General features: G+C 59.0%; 17 protein-coding genes and 1 tRNA gene. 8 read left to right on the top strand and 10 right to left on the bottom strand.

What is annotated here, in order from left to right; genetic code table 11:
• Entirely contained in the window at positions 1-1,188 is a 1,188-nt protein-coding gene (locus ADB08_RS06300; RefSeq protein WP_049171879.1) for a lipase family protein, read from the bottom strand.
• A gap of 137 nt (positions 1,189-1,325) precedes the next feature.
• Positions 1,326-2,258 (bottom strand): A/G-specific adenine glycosylase, encoded by a 933-nt coding sequence (locus ADB08_RS06295; protein ID WP_049171876.1) that lies wholly within the window; start codon positions 2,256-2,258, stop codon positions 1,326-1,328.
• 29 nt (positions 2,259-2,287) lie between these two features.
• Here ADB08_RS06295 and ADB08_RS06290 point away from each other — a divergent pair, with 29 nt between their 5' ends.
• Complete coding sequence (locus ADB08_RS06290; RefSeq protein WP_042388218.1) at positions 2,288-2,920, top strand: carbonic anhydrase; 633 nt, start codon at positions 2,288-2,290, stop codon at positions 2,918-2,920.
• A gap of 4 nt (positions 2,921-2,924) precedes the next feature.
• The gene (locus ADB08_RS06285; protein WP_049171874.1) at positions 2,925-3,644 is read left to right on the top strand and encodes a hypothetical protein; all 720 of its coding nucleotides are present in this window, start codon (positions 2,925-2,927) and stop codon (positions 3,642-3,644) included.
• Here the strand turns inward: ADB08_RS06285 and radA are convergent.
• Both radA and ADB08_RS06275 read right to left on the bottom strand, forming a co-directional pair.
• Positions 3,641-5,200, bottom strand: coding sequence for a DNA repair protein RadA (radA, locus tag ADB08_RS06280; RefSeq protein WP_049171872.1), 1,560 nt, complete (start codon positions 5,198-5,200; stop codon positions 3,641-3,643). The genes ADB08_RS06285 and radA overlap by 4 nt on opposite strands.
• A 289-nt stretch (positions 5,201-5,489) precedes the next feature.
• Complete coding sequence (locus tag ADB08_RS06275; RefSeq protein ID WP_049171870.1) at positions 5,490-6,176, bottom strand: hypothetical protein; 687 nt, start codon at positions 6,174-6,176, stop codon at positions 5,490-5,492.
• Between the two features lie 154 nt (positions 6,177-6,330).
• Between ADB08_RS06275 and ADB08_RS06270 the strand changes: the two genes are divergently transcribed.
• The 3 genes from ADB08_RS06270 (at position 6,331) to rlmB (ending at position 9,453) form a co-directional block, all read left to right on the top strand.
• A complete protein-coding gene (locus tag ADB08_RS06270) occupies positions 6,331-6,906 on the top strand; it encodes a CarD family transcriptional regulator (RefSeq protein WP_005510159.1) in 576 nt (191 codons plus the stop codon).
• A 141-nt stretch (positions 6,907-7,047) separates the two neighbouring features.
• Entirely contained in the window at positions 7,048-8,451 is a 1,404-nt protein-coding gene (cysS, locus tag ADB08_RS06265; RefSeq protein ID WP_049171927.1) for a cysteine--tRNA ligase, read from the top strand.
• A 57-nt stretch (positions 8,452-8,508) separates the two neighbouring features.
• On the top strand, positions 8,509-9,453 hold the full coding sequence (gene rlmB, locus ADB08_RS06260) for a 23S rRNA (guanosine(2251)-2'-O)-methyltransferase RlmB (RefSeq protein WP_016421447.1): 945 nt from the start codon (positions 8,509-8,511) through the stop codon (positions 9,451-9,453).
• Between the two features lie 556 nt (positions 9,454-10,009).
• Here rlmB and ADB08_RS06255 read toward each other — a convergent pair.
• The 3 genes from ADB08_RS06255 to ADB08_RS06245 are packed head-to-tail and all read right to left on the bottom strand — an operon-like array spanning position 10,010 to position 12,635.
• Positions 10,010-10,882: a metal ABC transporter permease gene (locus ADB08_RS06255; RefSeq protein WP_049171868.1), complete on the bottom strand. Its 873-nt coding sequence runs from the start codon at positions 10,880-10,882 to the stop codon at positions 10,010-10,012.
• Complete coding sequence (locus ADB08_RS06250; RefSeq protein ID WP_049171866.1) at positions 10,882-11,562, bottom strand: metal ABC transporter ATP-binding protein; 681 nt, start codon at positions 11,560-11,562, stop codon at positions 10,882-10,884. Before ADB08_RS06250 ends, ADB08_RS06255 begins: the two co-directional genes overlap by 1 nt.
• A gap of 2 nt (positions 11,563-11,564) precedes the next feature.
• A complete protein-coding gene (locus ADB08_RS06245; RefSeq protein ID WP_049171864.1) occupies positions 11,565-12,635 on the bottom strand; it encodes a metal ABC transporter solute-binding protein, Zn/Mn family in 1,071 nt (356 codons plus the stop codon).
• Positions 12,636-12,952: 317 nt separating this feature from the next.
• Between ADB08_RS06245 and ADB08_RS06240 the strand changes: the two genes are divergently transcribed.
• Both ADB08_RS06240 and ADB08_RS06235 read left to right on the top strand, forming a co-directional pair.
• Positions 12,953-14,059: a LacI family DNA-binding transcriptional regulator gene (locus tag ADB08_RS06240; RefSeq protein ID WP_016421443.1), complete on the top strand. Its 1,107-nt coding sequence runs from the start codon at positions 12,953-12,955 to the stop codon at positions 14,057-14,059.
• A gap of 103 nt (positions 14,060-14,162) precedes the next feature.
• Positions 14,163-14,786 (top strand): flavin reductase family protein, encoded by a 624-nt coding sequence (locus tag ADB08_RS06235; RefSeq protein ID WP_016421442.1) that lies wholly within the window; start codon positions 14,163-14,165, stop codon positions 14,784-14,786.
• Here ADB08_RS06235 and ADB08_RS06230 read toward each other — a convergent pair.
• The 3 genes from ADB08_RS06230 to thrE all read right to left on the bottom strand — a co-directional run bounded on the left by ADB08_RS06230 (position 14,768) and on the right by thrE (position 17,542).
• A complete protein-coding gene (locus tag ADB08_RS06230) occupies positions 14,768-15,244 on the bottom strand; it encodes an META domain-containing protein (protein ID WP_016421441.1) in 477 nt (158 codons plus the stop codon). The two genes, ADB08_RS06235 and ADB08_RS06230, sit on opposite strands and share 19 nt — an antisense overlap.
• Positions 15,245-15,258: 14 nt before the next feature.
• The gene (locus ADB08_RS11595) at positions 15,259-15,636 is read right to left on the bottom strand and encodes a hypothetical protein (RefSeq protein ID WP_016421440.1); all 378 of its coding nucleotides are present in this window, start codon (positions 15,634-15,636) and stop codon (positions 15,259-15,261) included.
• 277 nt (positions 15,637-15,913) lie between these two features.
• Positions 15,914-17,542, bottom strand: coding sequence for a threonine/serine exporter ThrE (gene thrE / locus ADB08_RS06220; protein ID WP_016421439.1), 1,629 nt, complete (start codon positions 17,540-17,542; stop codon positions 15,914-15,916).
• A 359-nt stretch (positions 17,543-17,901) separates the two neighbouring features.
• On the opposite strand from thrE, the gene ADB08_RS06215 reads away from it, so the two are divergent.
• A tRNA-Thr gene (locus ADB08_RS06215) sits at positions 17,902-17,977 on the top strand.
• The last annotated feature ends 170 nt before the right edge of the window (positions 17,978-18,147 follow it).

Raw genomic sequence — 18,147 nt, 5'->3', positions numbered from 1 at the left:
CTAGTACCCCATTTTCTGATTCACCCACGCAAGCATCTCGTCGTGGGTGAGCACGTAGGCAAGGCCGTGCGTCCCATCACCGAGGTCAGTGTCGACCTCCACGTAGGTGATGTCGGCGCCGGCCTTTTGCCATTTCTGCACAAGTTTGCGTGCCGACGTCACGGGTAACACATCATCCAACGCGTTATGGGTAACGAATACGGGCATACTGGGAGTCTTTGTCCCCAGAGCTTGTTCTTCCACGTGGCGCCGAACGACGGGGGAGAGCTCCGGCGAGCGCAGATTCTCCGCTATCCCCAAGTCGTTGGCCGTAAATGCCTTGGTGTCATTGCGAGGCCAACGTTCGACAGTGGCGCCAATGCATTCATCGGCCGTGAGCTTCAGGAAATCCTGCCCCAGCGGGCTCAGCATGCGCTCGATTGGTTCTTTTGCCTCTGGGTACTCTGCAATCAAGCCGTTCATGAAGTAACCGACGAGCCCCGCCAGCGCCGAGCCGCGAATATGCAGTGCAGTGTCGGTGAGATCGGCCGGAATAGCCCCGGCGTAAACAGCGCGGATGTTCAGCTCCGAGGCATACTCATCGGCGAGCTCGGCCGCTGCAGCGGTGGCGCCTCCGCCCTGTGAGTAGCCGAACAGCGCAATGGGAGTGTCTGTAGGCAGTTGTAAAGTTTCAATAGCCGCTCGCGCCATATCGAGCGTGTTATTCCCGGCAACCTCACGGTTGAGATACGGATGTACCCCAGGCGTGCCGAGCCCCTGGTAATCCACGATGGCAACATTCCATCCCTGTGCCAGCAACTGAGGTGCCGGAGGCGTCGGAGGCGCTTCGTAGCGCAGGGCAACCGAACTGGCACAGTTATCAGCCATACCGAGAGTTCCAGGTGCAATTACTGCCAGTGGGCGCGGGGATTTCTCCGACCAGCGGGTATAGGGCTGCAAAATCGTGCCGGACACGGCTGTCTGGCGGTGGTCGCGTGCGCCTGTGGAGGAAAACACGACCCGCTGTGCGCGTGCGGGCGCATTGACCGGAAATGGCGTCTTCGTAATTACCTGACCTGGAGGCAATCGCTTCACCGTAGAAGAGTCAGAATCCGAGGAACCGAAGCCAGTTGCTCCTAGACCATCCACCGCCGAGCAACCACCGAGCGTTCCCACGCTAGAGCTCAGAAGAGCAACTCCAAGTACCATGCTCAGCGCGATTCTGCGTTTACTAGCCCCAAAGAGACAGCGCTGGCGCTGAGGTCGATGGGGCGTGGCATTCATGTTCCCAATTCTAGGCAACGCACTTGTTCGAATCTGGTCTTTACCGGAGCATTGTCTGGGTTCTAACGGGGCAACTGGAAGCGGCCATCGGAGGTTTGCTCCGCAAGTCCGTCGTCAAGCAGGGAAAACAATGCGCGGGAACGCTGATGCGTATCATCCCAGACCGCATCCAGAGCGGTCTGTTCGACGGGGGAGTCGGCGGCGCGGAGCACGTCGAGAAGCAAGCCCCGGACTTGACGGTCGGTGCCTTCGAACTTCTGCACGCGCCGTTTCGCAGCGGCGATTTCGTGGTCTTCGGGTTCGGGGCGACCGGCGGCAATCCAGGCGCAACTGGTGGCGATGGGGCAGGCCTCGCACTCGGGTGTCGTTCGACAGACAGTAGCGCCGAGTTCCATGAGTGCGACAGAGGTCTCGGCCGCAGTCGTGGGGTCGAGTGGTAGGAACTCTTTGACGAGCGTCATGTCTGTGCGTTTGGCGATGCCGGGTAGGTACGTGCCCTGGCGGTGTCGCCGGAGTACGCGGCGCACGTTGATGTCCACCACCGGCGTGCGCGCGCCAAAAGCAAACGCCGCTACTGCCCGAGCTGTGTAGTCTCCTACCCCCGGAAGGGCTAACAGTGTGTTCACGTCGCTTGGTACTTCGCCGTCGTGCTTTTCGACGATCTTTTCTGCGCATTCACGCAGCCGGAGTGCACGTCGGGGGTAGCCGAGTTTTCCCCACATACGTAGGACTTCATCCTTGGGCGCGACTGCCAAATCGGCTGGGGTGGGCCATTTTTCCAGCCAGGCGCGCCAGGAGGGGATGACGCGGGCGACGGGAGTCTGTTGACTCATCACTTCGCTGACGAGCACAGCCCATGGTGAAGTGCCTTCTTCGCGCCAGGGAAGTGGCCGCATGTTGGTGCGATACCAATCACGTAAGGCGGCATCGACGTGTTCGTCGAAGTCGTCGGATTGGTTAATTGCAGAGGTCAATCTACCTTCTCGCTTTCCCATAAACAGCAGAGTCGTTGCACAATATAGCTATGAGCAATTCTGAGAGGACTCCTGAGAGTGTATGGCAATCGATGGTGCGCGGAAACCTCCGCTTCTGCGAGAGCAAGACTGCGCATCCTCGCCAGGACTTGGTTCGTCGTAAGCAGCTGACGCAGGGGCAGAAGCCGAAGGCCGTTGTGCTGGCTTGCTCGGATTCCCGCGCTCCGGTGGAGATTATTTTCGATCAGGGCTTGGGCGATGTATTTGTGATCCGTACTGCCGGTGAGATTACTGACCTGTCGGTGCTGGCTTCGCTGGAATTCGCAGTTGATGGTCTTGGAGTTCCGCTGGTGATTGTTCTCGGTCACGAGTCCTGCGGCGCTGTGGCTGCGGCGAAGAATGCACTGGATGGTGGCGAACTGCCGGGTGGTTTCCAGCGTGTGCTGATTGAGAAAGTCACCCCGTCGCTGCTGGCGGCTCGCAAGGATGGCGAGACTGAAATCGACGAATTTGAGCGTCGCCACGTGCGCGAGATTGTTAATCACATTATTGATCGCTCTCCGGAGATTTCGTCGCGCTTGGTGACCGGCGAGGTAGGCGTTGTCGGTATGCGGTACCGCTTGGAGGACGGACGCGCTGAGACCGTCGTTACCCATGGAGTCAGCGAGAACCCGCTAACCTAAATGTGTGACCAATAAGCTGCCTCCAGAAATCTACCGGCGTCGGCGTATCGCCGCGGCGGTGTTGCTCGTTATCATCCTCGTTCTCCTGGGCTGGGGTATTTCCGCACTGGTAAACCGGGACAGCGAGGATTCTGAACCGGTGAATGTCACCAGGGATGACGGGAAAGAGGTGACTCCTCCGGAACAGCCCAAGGAACCTTACGCGCTTAAGTCTGACAAGGACTCGGAGAACGACAAGTCTGACAAGTCTGACAAGGACGCCAAGAAGGGCGACAAGGAAGGCGAAGACTCCGCGAAGGATAACGCTCAGGCGGCGCTTGCGAGCAAAAAGGACTGTACCCTTGCAGATCTGCAGGTGACGGCCACCTCGGATCAGCCGAACTACGGCGATGAGCAGCCGACTCTGGCGATTACCGTCCACAATCCCACCGGCGGTGAATGCCGCGTGAACCTTGATGAGCAGCAGTTGCGCTTCGAGGTGTACGACCTGGCAACGTATGAGCGAGTCTGGTCGGATGTGGACTGCAATGACTCCGAAGGCCACGGTGAACTGGTATTGGCACCGGGCGAGGAAGTCAACTATGCCGCCACCTGGTCGCGTCTGACCTCGGCGCCGAACAAGTGCTCCGAAGAAGACCGGGTCCCAGTTCCCTCCGGGTCGTACATCTTCTACGGCGTGATTGGTGACAACAACTCTGACGCCTACACGTTCAACATGCGCTAGCGCTTAGCTCCTAACCCAAGCTCAATGGCCTCGGCAACGGTGCCTGCTTCCAGCAGTTGCATCCCTGCCGGGCCTTTTGCGCCTCTGGGCACAATTGCCGTGTCGAAGCCCATTCGATGAGCTTCCTTAAGGCGCCACTCCAAATCGGTCACTCGCCGCACTTCGCCGGCCAACCCCAGTTCGCCGAGTGCAATGGTTTTGTCCTGGAAGGTCCGCTTAGTCATGGATGAGGCCAGTGCCAGCGCAATCGCCAGGTCCGCGGCAGGCTCCGACAGCGTCATTCCGCCGACGGTGGACACGTACATCTCCATGCGGGCTAATTGCTTGAAGTTACCGTGTTCAGTCAGCACGGCCGCGACCATCGGCACGCGCCTCGGGTCGAGACCAGAGACATTGCGTCGTGGATTATGTGCCTCAGTGTTGATTACCAGGCCCTGCACCTCCGCCAGCAGCGGTCTGCGGCCATCCATGGCCACGGTAATTGCAGTTCCCGAGGTCGGCGTTCGGTGATGCAAAAACAGCCCCGAGGGATCCTCAACTTCCGCAATACCGCCCGCGGTCTGCTCGAAGCAGCCCACCTCATCGGTGCTGCCGAAGCGGTTTTTCAGACCCCGCAAGAAGCGTAGCCCCGAGTGTCTATCGCCTTCGAAGTTGAGCACCACATCAACCAGGTGCTCCATCGTGCGCGGGCCGGCCACATTGCCGTCCTTGGTCACGTGCCCTACTAAGAAAATCGCAGTCCCGGTCTCCTTTGCCAACGCCGCCAGGGCAGAGGTTACGGCGCGGGCCTGAGCAACGCCACCGCGAGCACCTTCGACGTCGGCACGCATCGTCTGCACGGAGTCCACAATGAGCAGACCGGGGGAGAGCTCTAGCGTCAGATCGATGACGTCCTCGATATTCGACACCGCCGACAGGTACAGCGAGTCCGACAGCGCGCCAGTGCGTTCGGCACGCAGCCGCACCTGACCGACCGACTCCTCACCTGTGACGTAAAGTGTCGGCCCCAAATCGCCTTCCGCGCAGCGATAGGCCACTTCCAGCAGCAACGTCGACTTACCAACCCCCGGCTCGCCGGCCAAGAGCACCAACGAACCCGGCACAATACCCGAACCGAGCACCCGATCCAGCTCACCGATGCCCGTGCGCACCGCGTGCGCAGCCTTGGCGGAAATCCCGGTAATGGCCGTCAGCTCAGAAGAAGAAGTGGGGATTCGATCTGTTGCGGATGTCTCGGCGAGGAAACGTTCCTCCGCCTCGTCGTCAAGCGCGCGCTGTGCTAAACGCTGGCTCTCAGCCGCGACGGAAGTGGAAGATGCTTTACGACGACCGCCCCGCGTGCCGGGCTCCGTTGCGGCAGCACTCCGGCGACGTTGCTTGGCTGCCCGGGCGGCGATTTTGTCCTCAAGGGTGGAGCCGGACTTCCCGCTGCTGGAGCGGATAGTGACCTTCTCCAGCGTGCCCCACTCTTTGCAGTTGGGACATTGGCCGACCCATTTTGACACCTGCCAACCGCATGCCGAGCATTCGTAGGCTTCGTCTTTGGTCTTGGCCACGGTGCAACCACCTTTGCTTCAAACGAGGGGGCGACAGACCCGACAACGTTTGGTGCGGGATGTGCGGGAAATGTCGCTAAAAAATTGCCCCAGATACGCGAGAACGGGCCAGGGCAGAGTCAATGACATGTGTCAAGGACTGACTGTACCGCCGTGGCCCGTATCAAGCGACCAATCGCCCATGCCCGCTCGATGAAGCTCCTCGCGTTATTTGCGGGACAGGACTGCGCTGTACCAGCGCTGATAGTGCGCTGCGCACGAACAGCGCAGGGAACGCGCTGTACTGCGCTTACTTGGTTTCAATCATGCCGTCAGCACCGCGGTTCGGTGCGCCAGCTTCCAGAATGTCAGCGGAGACGGTGATGTCCAGGTCGTAGGTGTTGGTGTTGCCCTGCGGGTCAGTGAACTCGAAGGTGGCCTCGCGGTTCTGGCCAGCAGCGCTGCTCTTGTCGCCAACCAGGGTGGCCGGGTCCAGCTCATTGGTGTAGTACGCGATGCAGCCGGTGTTGTCCTTAGCGGTCTTAGCCAGCGGATCGATGACGGACTTCGGGCCGGCAACAATCTGGCACTCGCGCGGCAAGGAGTTCTCGCCCTTGGCAGCCTTAGCGAAGGAAGGAGTCTCAGCGACCTTCTTCAGCTCAACCTCGCCGATACCTTCAACGGTGACGGACTTCAGCGTGTAGACCGACTCGGTAGCGCGCTGCTGGTTGCTGGCGGAGAACTTCAGACCAGCGGTACCAGCCTCCGGGTCAACCAGGATGTGAGCGTCGCGGATGTTGACGAAGCCAAGAGCCGAGTTGGTGTTCTCAGCACCCTTGCCGGCAGCATCTTCGCCGCCGTTCATCGCACCGTCGACAGCCGGGTGCTGATTTGCGGTCTGCGAAATCTGACCGGCGCCACAGGCAGCAAGTGCAACTGCAGATGCTGCGGAGACGGTGATGAGAGCGCTGCGGCGAAGTACGGACTTGAAGGCCATGACTAGATTTCCTCCAGTAGCTTGAGGATGGGCGATAGGATTTTCAGTATTTAAAGAACACCTTAGTGTCTTCCTAAGATGTTCTCATACTACCCGTAAAATCATGGGGGGACATGATAGGGTGGAAGGCCGTTGGAAAGGGCGTGTGCATTACATGGAATTCAGCATTGGCGATACCGTAGTTTATCCGCACCACGGAGCTGCGAAAATCGAAAACATCATTGAACGAGAGCTTAACGGTGAGACCGTTCAGTACCTTGTACTGCAGATTCTGCAGAGTGATCTGAATATCCAGGTGCCCGCCAAGAATGCCGAGCTGGTCGGTGTCCGCGATGTTGTTGGTGAAGAGGGACTGCTGAAGGTCTTCTCCGTGCTACGTGAGACCGACGTGGAAGAGGCCGGCAACTGGTCTCGTCGCTACAAGGCCAACCAGGAGCGCCTGGGTTCGGGCGACATTAACAAGGTCGCTGAGGTGGTTCGTGACCTGTGGCGCCGCGATCAGGACCGCGGTCTGTCCGCCGGCGAAAAGCGTATGTTGAGCAAGGCTCGCCAGGTTCTCGTCGGTGAGCTCGCGCTTGCCGACGGCGTTGATGAGGCCAAGGTCGAGGAAGTTTTTGCCCGCGTCGATGCCACTATCGAGCGTCACCGCGCGCTGGCACAGGAAGGTGCCGCTGGTGAGAAGAAGGATGAAGCCGACGATAAGCCGGTGGACCTGGACGCAGACGCATAAGTCGAGCCCCCTTATCGGTTTTCCACCCAGTAGGGATTTTCTGCACTTTTCCGGATAACGGCTAGCGCACACACATTGCCCGTGTGCGCTAGCCGTTTTCTCTTTTTCACCCGTATCTATTTCCCCGCTATGCTCGGGGCTGTGACATTTCAAATCTTCGATACCGCAACCCGCCAACTGAAGGATTTTGAGCCTCTCCGCGAGGGGCATGCCTCCATTTACCTGTGCGGTGCGACTCCGCAGGCTCAGCCGCACATTGGCCATGTTCGCTCTGGCGTGGCCTTTGATATCTTGCGCCGTTGGCTGATCGCCAAGGGGTATGACGTCGCGTTTGTGCGTAACGTCACCGATATCGATGACAAGATCTTGAATAAGGCCGCCGAGCACGGCCGCCCTTGGTGGGAGTGGGTCTCCCGCTTTGAGCGCGAATTTACCTGGGCCTACAACCAGCTCGGTGTTCTTCCGCCGAGCGTTGAGCCGCGTGCCACCGGACATGTCACTCAGATGGTGGAGTACATGCAGCGTCTGATGGATAACGGCTTCGCCTACGCCGTCGACGGCAGCGTCTATTTCGACGTGGATGCCTGGTCCAAGGCTGAAGGCAGCGACTACGGCAGCCTGTCCGGCAACCGCGTCGACGAGATGGAGCAGGGCGAGACCAATACTCCGGGCAAGCGCGGTGCGCACGATTTCGCACTGTGGAAGGCGGCTAAGCCGGGCGAGCCCTCGTGGCCGACGCCGTGGGGCAATGGCCGGCCGGGCTGGCACCTGGAGTGCTCCGCCATGGCCACCTACTACTTGGGCTCGGAGTTTGACATCCACTGTGGCGGCCTCGACCTGCAGTTCCCGCATCATGAAAACGAGATTGCGCAGTCGCACGCAGCCGGCGACGGCTTTGCTCGCTACTGGATGCACAATCACTGGGTCACCATGTCCGGTGAAAAGATGTCGAAGTCGCTCGGCAACGTTTTGTCTGTGCCGCACATTTTGACCATGGTTCGTCCGGTTGAGCTGCGTTACTACCTCGGCAGTGCGCACTACCGCTCCGTGCTGGAGTACTCCGAGGAGGCTCTGCAGGAAGCGGCAGCGGGCTACCGTCGTATCGAGGCGTTTATGCACCGTGCCGTCGATAAGCTCGGCGATATCGAAATCGGTGAGTGGACGCCGGCGTTCGAAGCAGCGCTCGACGACGACCTCGCTGTCCCGCGCGCGCTCGCAGAAATCCACAACGCTGTTCGTGGAGGCAATCAGGCGCTTGCCGACGGCGACGAGACCAAGGCCAAGGAGATTGCCGGTGCTGTCCGCGCTATGGCCGCAGTCCTTGGATTCGATCCGCTGAATGAGCAGTGGGCAACCTCCGATTCCGGTTCTGATGCAGCAATGCATGCGCTCGGTGTGCTGGTTGAGCACCAGTTGGAGGAACGCACCCGGGCTCGTGCAGAGAAGGACTGGGCTACGGCTGATGCTGTGCGCGACCGCCTGAAGGAAGCGGGTATCGAGGTAACTGATACCGCGGATGGTCCAGCATGGTCTGTCGCTGACTAGGGCTGAAAAGCTGGCTTTAGGCTAAAGAAAACTATTAACAACAGGAAGCAGGTAGCTATGGCAGGCAACGGTCGTCGTGGTGCAGTGCGCAAGGCAAGCAAGAAGAACGTTGGCGGCTCCGGTGGCCAAAAGCGTGGCTTGCGTGGCAAGGGGCCGACCCCGAAAGCAGAGGACCGCGTTTATCACGCAGCTCATAAGCGGGCGAAAGAGAAGCGCCGCCGTGACTCGGGGCGTCATGAGCGCAAGGGGGATGGCACCGAGCTGGTAGTTGGCCGTAACCCGGTCGTGGAGTGCCTGCATGCAAAGGTGCCAGCGGCCGCGCTGATTGTGGCGCTGGGTACCGACAATGACGAGCGCCTGCAGGAGTCAGTGCGTATTGCTAACTCCCGTGGTATCCCGATTCGCGAGGTACCCCGCCACGAGTTGGACACCATGACCGGCAACACCATGCACCAGGGTATCGGCCTGCAGATTCCGCCGTACAAGTACGCATCTGTCGAAGATCTGATTGATTCTGTGGCCCAGACCGGTGAGCCGGGCCTTATCGTCTGCCTGGATAACATCACTGATCCGCGTAACCTGGGTGCGGTCATTCGCTCGGTGGCGGCCTTTGGTGGTCACGGTGTGGTGATTCCGGAGCGTCGCTCGGCTGCCATTACGGGCGTCGCCTGGCGTACCTCTGCTGGTACTGCTGCGCGTCTGCCGGTTGCGCGGGCGACCAACATGGTGCGCTCGCTCAAGCAGTTCCAGAAGGCTGGTTACCAGGTCGTTGGACTGGATGCCGGTGGCGATCACACTCTGGACACTTACGACGGCACCACCCCGGTGGTTATGGTCGTCGGCTCCGAGGGCAAGGGACTTTCGCGCCTGGTGCGCGATACCTGTGACACCATCATGTCCATTCCGATGACCGGTTGGGTTGAGTCGCTCAACGCTTCCGTTGCTGCCGGCGTGACTCTGAGTGAGTTTGCCCGCCAGCGCCGGGCAAAGAGTAGCCAGTAGCGCATTTGATACCCCCGTAGGCACCATTACCAATTCGTCATAGTAATGGCGTTTACGTGGGGTATTTTGCGTTCTAAATGGCGGCCGGTACTTATGGCTACCCCCAGTAGTTCAGCGCTTTAAAGATAATTCTATTTCCGGCGTGCGCTGCAGAAATGACGGCGTTATTATCACTTCCAACAGAAAATTATCCGTAGTTTCCTGAAGGGGAGGGCGGGCAAATCATGCTCCTAGAAATGGGGGCGTAATTGGCCGTAATTTAGGGATGCTCACGGACCTAGCGGTGGCTTGTACAGCTAGCTTTTGGGTCACTGAGATGTCAGACCACGACATCCTCAGCGTTAGTTTTTCTGTCTGCCGGGTCACCCCATTTCGGCAGCCTCGCAGTCTTAAAAAGAGCGGGGGTATTGGAGTCTGCTTTTAGAGAATCCAGTAAAAATACGGGCAGCCCCTCGGTGGCGAGAGGGGAGGTGGACGCACCTTCTCCGCAATCGTCACTCGAGGAGCTGCCCGATGTTTTTGTTGTTTTAAAAGCCACTCCGAAAAGCGTATGTGTCTATTTGCTCCACTTGGCAGCCTGAACGTCGTCACGCGTTGCCTTACGCGACTGCACCGTTCCGATGGCGTAGCAAATCAGGTAGAGGACAAACGCGATTGTCGTCACTAGAACGCTGACCGGGATGCCCGGTGCGAGCGAGAGGACGATGCCGCCGACAGCCGCGACCTCGGCGAAGATGGTCGACAGGATGATGGCCTTCACCGGCGAGGCAGTGACGAATGCGGCCGCGGCACCCGGGGTGATAATCAGGGCGATGACGAGCAGGGAGCCGACAATTTGCACGCCCTGGGCGGCGACGAGACCGGTGAGAATCGCGAAGTAGATCGATAGCGCCTTGACGTTGACACCACAGGCGGCGGCCATGATGGGGTCAGCGGAGGCGAATAGCAGCGGCCGCCATTTCCAGGCAACGCCGCCGACGACGATGACCGCGACGATGGCCATCGTCCATAGAGAAGTGTCAGTCAGACCAATGATCTGGCCGGTGAGAAGTGAAAACGCGGTACTTGTCCGGCCAGGGTAGAGGTGGATAAACAGCACCGATAAGCCCATGCCGAAGCTCAAAACCACGCCCACAACCGCATCTTGGCGCCCTCGAAGCGACAGTGCTGCCAGGACTATTGCGATGAGCACCGAGCCGATAATGGCGCCGCTGCTGACACTGACACCCAGTAATAGAGCCGCGGATGCGCCCATGAGTGCCAGCTCACTGGTGCCGTGGACCGTGAAGCTCATCTGCCGCATGACAATCAGGGGCGAGATGATGCCGGAAATCAGCCCAAGCAGTGCCGCTGCAATGAGGGCATTGTGGACGAAGCCGACCTGGAGTAGAGCGGCGGTGTCGGAGAAATACTGAGCCAGTAGGGTCATTAGGCGATAACCAACTTTCCCTCGACACGGGCAACCACAATTTTGGTTTGGTAGAGCTCCGAGAGCGTCTCTGAGGTGATAATTTCCTCGACCGATCCGACCGCATGTCCATGCGGCGTCAGGTAGAGCACCCGGTCACAGACGCCCAGGATGGGGTTGATGTCGTGGGTGACAAAGACGACTGCCGTGTCATTTTCCCGGCGATGCCGGTCCAGGCGCTCGACCGTGGTCCGTTGTGCCGCAGGGTCGAGGGAGAGCAGAGGCTCGTCGCAAAGCAAAAAATCCGGTGCCGAAACGAGCGCCTGCGCCTGGCGCACAAGCTGTTGCTGACCGCCAGAGAGCGTGCCGACACGACGGTCCGCAATACCCGTTGCGCCGACAAAGTCCAGCATCTGGTCGGTGGCGGAGCGGTTCTTGCCGGCCGCCAGCTCGACGAGGTCGCGAACCCGAATGGGCAGCGAGGGCTCGAACATCCGCTGCTGCGGAATGTAGCCCAGGTTTCCGTCGACTTTTACTGAACCGTGAGTCAGCCGTCGCATGCCAAGGGCGGTGGTCAGCAGCGTGGATTTGCCGACGCCGTTCGGACCCAGGATGGCCAAGAACTCGCCGGGCTCGATATCCAAATTCAGACCGGACCACAGCGGTTCGACGGCTGCGTCAGTAAAAGTCAGTGAGGGCAAAGTTATGCGGACTCCATATCGGAAAGGGTTTGCTTGTAGAGGTCAAAGAACGACTGGTCAGTGCTGGGTGACTCAAAAACATCGACGATTTTAACGCCCTTTGCTTTGGCTGCCTCGACGAGTCGCTGCGAGACCTGGTCGTGGGTCTGTGGCGAGTCGATGAGGTAGTCCAGCTCGCCGGACTCGATCAGCTTGAGCATTTCATTGACATCGCTTGCCGACGGCTCGGACTCATTCAGCGTGGACTGACGGTAGCCCTTCGGGGTGATGTCCTTGATCTTCGTGTCCTTCAGGATGTCATCGGCCAGCGGGTGAACCTGAGCAACCTTAGCGGCCTCGAGCTTGCTCTTGGCCTCTTCGATGTCCTTGATTTCCTTGTCGACAGCCTTGGTGTCGGCCTTGGCGCCCATCTTGGTCAGAGCTTCGGCGAGCTGCTCTGCAGTTTCTTCAACCGCATCGGTGTCGTACCAGACGTGTTCGTTGGCTTCGCCGTCATGGTGGTGATGCTCGTGGCCTTCGTGGTCGTCGTGACCTTCGCCATCATGCTCGTGGCCTTCATGGTCGTGATCGTGGCCCTCGTGATCATGGTCGTGACCCTCATGGTCGTGATCGTGGCCCTCGTGATCATGGTCGTGACCCTCATGGTCGTGGTCGTGACCTTCGTGATCATGGTCATGATCGTGGTCGTGGCCTTCTTCCTGCGGTAGCGCAGAGATAATGACCTTGTCCTTTGCGTCACGCAGAGAGGAGGTCAGCCATGCGTCGTAATGCCCGCCACCTGCGACGAGAATATCGGCGTCCTCTACCTTTGCCATGTCGGCTGCGGCCGGTTCGTAGGAGTGAGGGTCGATGTCGTTGGACGCGATAATCGGGTCGATGGAGACCTTCTCGTCGTCGGTGACTGCGTCGGCGACGTCTGCCCAGACCTTGGTGGAGGTGACCACCTTAATGGTGTCTTCGGACTTGCCCGCGGACGTAGCGCTGTCATCATTGCTGGAGCATGCGCCGAGACCTGCGACGAGGCCGGCGCTGGCGACTAGCGCCGCGATGCGCGTGGAAAAGCGTGCCTTCATGTATGTATCCAATCCTGTTGCGGGCTGAATTATTCCTTTTATTCAGCTCCTGAGCATTAACCGCTATTGAAAACAGTTGTCTTTTAGTTCAAAGAACATAGTAGGGGCTGCGGAGACCCAGTCACAAGGCGGGCCTCTGCCGGAGTGGCCGAAATGACAGTCGCGCACATTCGTTGGGTAAAGTTGTCCGCGATTAGATGCGTGTAATGCTCGTTGCAGTTCTTTTCCATAAAACTGAGGTTTTCTACCTGAGATAGCTGAGCGAAGATAGCTGAGCGGGCAGTCACTGTTGGTTTTTCAAGAAGGGTCGGTATTCCGTGCAAAGTCGGCGTCGTCGTGGCACCTTGGCTTCCATCGCAGCAGAACTTGGGGTCTCGCGTACGACTGTGTCCAATGCTTACAACCGCCCTGACCAGCTCTCAGAGAAGTTGCGCGAGCACATCCTGGAAACTGCGGAGCGGCTTGGCTATCCGGGGCCGGACCCAATGGCTCGGGGTCTGCGCATGCGCCGGGTTGGCGCCATCGGCGTGCTGTTCACCGAGCACCTCCCATTCGCTTTTGAAGACCCTGCGTCGGTGGATTTTCTCGCCGGCCTTGCAGAAGAACTCGGCGAAATGGGCGACTCCATGTTGGTCATTCCAGCTTCCTCCGAGGAGGGCGGGGACGTAGATCTCAATCTGATTCGGCAGGCGGTGGTCGACGGCTTCGTGGTCTACTCCGTCGCGGACAACGATCCGTTCCTCGCTGCGGTGCGCGCTCGCGGCTTGCCGACGGTCGTGTGCGACCAGCCTGCAGATGCGGTGGCTCTACCGTTTGTGGGCATCGATGACCGTGAGGCCATCAAGCCCGCGGTGCGACACCTGACTGAACTGGGACATCGCAAGGTGGGAATCTTGTCAGTGCGATTGTCGCGTACCCCGAACTCGGGATATGTCACGGAGAAGCGGCTGGCAGAAGCTCATCACCAGGTGCAGAAGAACCGCGTCGAAGGTGCGCTGGAAGCGCTTGCCGAGGCTGGTATTCAGCAGGTGGATGTGCCTATCATCGAGCGCCACCTCAATGACCGCGAGAATAACCGCGATGCGGCTCGCCAGCTGCTGACCGACAACCCGGATCTCACGGCGGTGGTCTGTACCACGGATACTCAGGCAATTGCGGTCTTGGAATATGCCAAGGAGAACGGAATTCGTGTTCCGGAGGACCTGTCCATCACAGGCTTTGACGGAATCGAGCGCGCCCTCTTCCACAAGCTGACCACTGTAATTCAGCCGAATAGGCAGAAGGGCATTGCCGTCGGCCGCGCGCTGGCCGAGGAGCTTGAGGCCGCACGCGAGGACAGCGGTCGCGCTCCTCGCGTCTTGTTGGAGACTGAGTTTGTCGTTGGATCGACAACCGCAGCGCCGTCGGCACCGTCAGCCGGGTAGCGGGCCGACGAGGGTAACAACATCGTGGCGCTATCGGGGGCTCTTGGGGTGGTAAACCCCACCTCGTCTTTACTGTGTTCGGATTCAGATTAAGGTCTATTACATGACAGATTCAACAAATTCGAGCACCGACCGATCAGCTGCGGCTCTCAATAGTCCGGAAGCTACCCGCGACGACCATGTCGAACTTGGCGGCCCCGTCGAATTGGATGAAATGTCTATCCGTGGCGCGATGAGTGAGTTCACCACTGGCGTGACCATTATCGCCACCGAGGATGAAGGCGAAGCGTACGGTTTCGCCTGCCAGTCTTTTTCCTCGCTGAGTCTCACTCCACCGATGGTTCTGTTTACTGTCATGAAGACCTCGCGGTCCTGGCCGCATATACGGAACGCTGGACGCTTCTCCGTCAATGTGTTGGCCGAGGATCAGGAGGATATCTCGGCAGCCTTCGGCCGCAGTAATGGCGAAAAGTTCAAGACGGGGAAGTGGACCCGCTCTGAGCTGGGCAACCCTTTATTGCACGGCTGCTCCGTGTGGATTGATTGCACCGTCGTCGATGTTTACGAAGGCGGCGATCACTGGATTGTGACGGCGGATATTGTGGCTATCGGCAAGCGTGAAGAAATCAATCCGCTCATTTACCACCGCGGTTCTTACGCACGGGTTTCTCACCCCGGCACCGATGCGCCTGTCGATCAGAAGTGGCGTCAGCGCCCCTCGGTGTAACCCGAAGTTGTCGCAGTCCAGCCACGGCGATCCTCGCCTGGCTTGGGGTCTTTCATCTCTCGCATGCGCAGACCATTGTTGTCCTGCGTGTAGACGAATTCGCCCGCCACAATCTTGTGGAAACGCTCCGAATAGGTCTGCGCCTGGTCTGAGCAGTCCAAACTGCGAGTCTGCTCCGGGGTACCGAATTCGACCGCCTCGCCCTTCCACTGCAGCGAACCAGAGCCGTTGCCACAGGAATCAGCGAAGGTATATGTTGTCTGCCCCAACGTAATAGTCGGCGCCTGAGTTCCGTCCGGCACACCGTGGGGCAGGTTTGGGTCATCAAAGATCGCGGTTATCTGCCATTGCTTGCCGACGATCTCCGCTGCCGGCTTTGCCTGGCATGCGGTAGCCGTCATGGACACTGCCGCAACGACAGCTACTGCGGCAACCGCTTTTTTCCCGCTCCGACCCATGCTGCGTGACCCCGTTAGTTAGCTGCCTTCTTGGTGGTCTTCTTAGCAGCCTTCTTCGTCGTCTTCTTAGCGGCCTTCTTGGCAGCCTTCTTCGCCGTCTTACGAGTGGTCTTCTTTGCGGCCTTCTTGGTCGACTTCTTCGCAGTCTTCTTAGTGGACTTGCGTGTGCGCTTTGCGGTCTTCGGAGCGTTTTCCTTCTCGTATTCCTCGTGAACCTTCTTGAAGCTCAGGCCTTCCTTCTCCACTCCGAGCATGCACATCAGAGTGACGGCATCGTAGAAATCCTCGGCGAAGGTAGCAACAATTCGCCGTGCGCCAGCAGCGGTCTTTTCTTCGACCTTGTGAAGAGCCTCGTTCTGAGCAGTGCGAGTGTCTGTGACCTTCGGTGGCACGAATCCTCCTGGCAAGCATGGCCTTAATTGCGCCCCATACACCTACTTCTGCCAGCCATCTCGCCACATGCTCCCGGCACTGAGCTCAACCGAGTTCAGTGAAGAAGGAATGGGATTGTGATGACGCAGTTTCAGCTTTAAGCGCTACTTACAATTCAAAAACCTTATTCTACCACGTTGTTGATAGGTCGCGCGGTGTGGATAATGCTCCCATGGATACGGCTAGTCCACGCAGCGGCTGTCCCGCGGATTGAGCAGTGGCTGCCCCGCGGAATGGCTAGTCCACACGCGGGTTCATACCGCCCTTGAAGCGGTAGTTGCGTGGACGGCGAGGCTTGTTCCGCGGATTCACAGGACGGATGCGACGCATACCGGCCCGGATTGGACGGGTCAGGCCACTGTCTTCGCGCAGTGCGCGAGGGCGACGGAGCCTGCGCGCCATCCATTCACCGAGGACAATACCCGCAGCTAGTGCCGTCGCAATGCCTAGCGCTGAGGCTAGCGCCGTAAACCCCTTGGTCGGGTGGTCGTGCAGCAGTGCGTGCATACCGCGGTAGATCGTCATACCCGGAAGCAGCGGGGTTACGCCTGCCACTGCCGTAATCAGCGGCGGGATGGACCAACGTCGTGCCAGCAGGCCACCGATGAGACCAATCAGCGTTGCTGCCGCGCCTGCGCTGGTCACCGGATGAACTCCCAGTGGAGTCAACACGTAGTAGTAGGTCATCGACCCCAGCAGAGCGACCGTTCCGGACACTGACAACGCGGTGAACCCAGCATTCGAGGCCAACGCAAATGCGATTGAGGCGGTAGTTCCCGCTATCACCCTCACTGTCGCCTGTGCCAGGTTGAGGTCAGAACCCGCGATGACGTCGGGAAGCGGAATGCCCAGCATTCCGGAAAACTCGATGCCCATTGCGATGCCAGCGACGATTCCGCCGGTCAACAACATGGTGTCGAAGAAGCGCGCGGAGCCAGTCACAGGTGCGCCGGTGATGCCGTCTTGCAGTGCTTGCACGAGGGTTAGGCCGGCGAGCATCACGATAATTCCCGAGGCGATCAGCCTGGATGGCTGCATCTCAAAGGGGAGATACGCCTGCGCCGCATTGAGCACAGCAGCGGAGAGCGTGGCAATGAGACCGCCGACTGCATTCTGAAAGAATGTGGGCAACTCGCGGGCAGCGAGTTCACCAATCACGATGACGATGGCCAGTGTGACCGCAGCCGCGATAAGGGCGACCTCGAAACTCGAGCCGAGCAGCACTGTCACAGATGAAGCCAGCAATGCCCAGCCAGTGTAGATGACGCGGAGGCGGTATTTTGCGGGCTCACGCTCGACCTTGTCGATAGCCTCAATAGCCTCCTCCAAGCTCAGGTGGCCCGCGCGAATTCGGCGGATGACACGGTCGGTGTGACGCAAGCGCTCGAAGTCGGGCACTGGTGCGGTGACAACGCGCATCGCGGTAATAGGGGTACGGCGCGCGCCGATGAGGTGGTAGACCGTCACGGAGGTCAACGTGATATCGACTTGGATTTGGGTGAGGCCATAGGCTGAGGTCACGGCCTTAATTTGTAGCTCGGTATCGCGGTTGCCCGAGCCACATGCCAGCAATAGCCCGCCGATGCGAGCAGCGAGATCGAGTACGGCCGTGACCTGACTCGGGTCGGAATAATCGATCGGTGCCAGCGGCAGCGGGGTAGTAGTCGAGTGCACTAGGTCGACAGTTGCCGTTGGGCCGGAAACGAAATCAATCACGCGCTGCTTGAAGGTGGACTGACCTTCGATTGCAGGAAACTGGGTCTGCGGAGTGTCGTCGTAAGAGACAGTGGCTTCAGCGTCGTAGAGATCATTCTTCGCAGCGGAGTTTTCTCCGGCGTTGGAATTGCTGTCACCAGCGAATGACATGTCGACACTTCCTTTCCCCGATACTGCCTGGGGTGCATTGCAGTGATGCTGCAAAGACGCGATGCGGAGACGTTGCAGAAACATAGCCCCAGTGATTTAGCGATAGTCACACTACCCCGTCAGTGACCGAGAATCTTAATTCGTTTTTGAGGCGGTGAATTTGCCTATCTGAGCGGGGCTTTTAGCGTGTGGAAAAGTGTTCAAGAAGTGCGGTTGCAGTTTTCCTGTGGTGTCGTTTTTAACTTCTGCTTGCCAACCTGTACAATCGCCTGTCAGCGGCACAGCTGAGTTCGATTCTCAGGTTGACTCTGATTCTTTCGAGCCAGCGACGGCTAACGCCAAAAGGTCGCTTTAAAGTTGCCGGGATGGCGCAATTGGTAGCGCAACTGATTTGTAATCAGTAGGTTACGGGTTCGAGTCCCGTTTCCGGCTCCAAAACCCCAGGTCAGGAAGTTTTCCGGCCTGGGGTTCTTTGGTTTAAAGGGTGCTCGCGTCCTTTTTGGGTCCTTTTTCGTCGCTCCAATGCAAAAACCCCCGCGCCAAGAGGGGTTAAGTAAAGAAAAGTGTGTCTTTTCCGGGCGTGTTGCGGTTATTTGATCCAGCCT

It is taken from the genome of Corynebacterium sp. 239_CJEI, from assembly GCF_001055995.1.
Lineage (GTDB): Bacteria > Actinomycetota > Actinomycetes > Mycobacteriales > Mycobacteriaceae > Corynebacterium > Corynebacterium jeikeium_D.
Note: the sequence above shows the minus strand (reverse complement) of the source record. Positions and strands in the feature narration are given on the sequence as shown.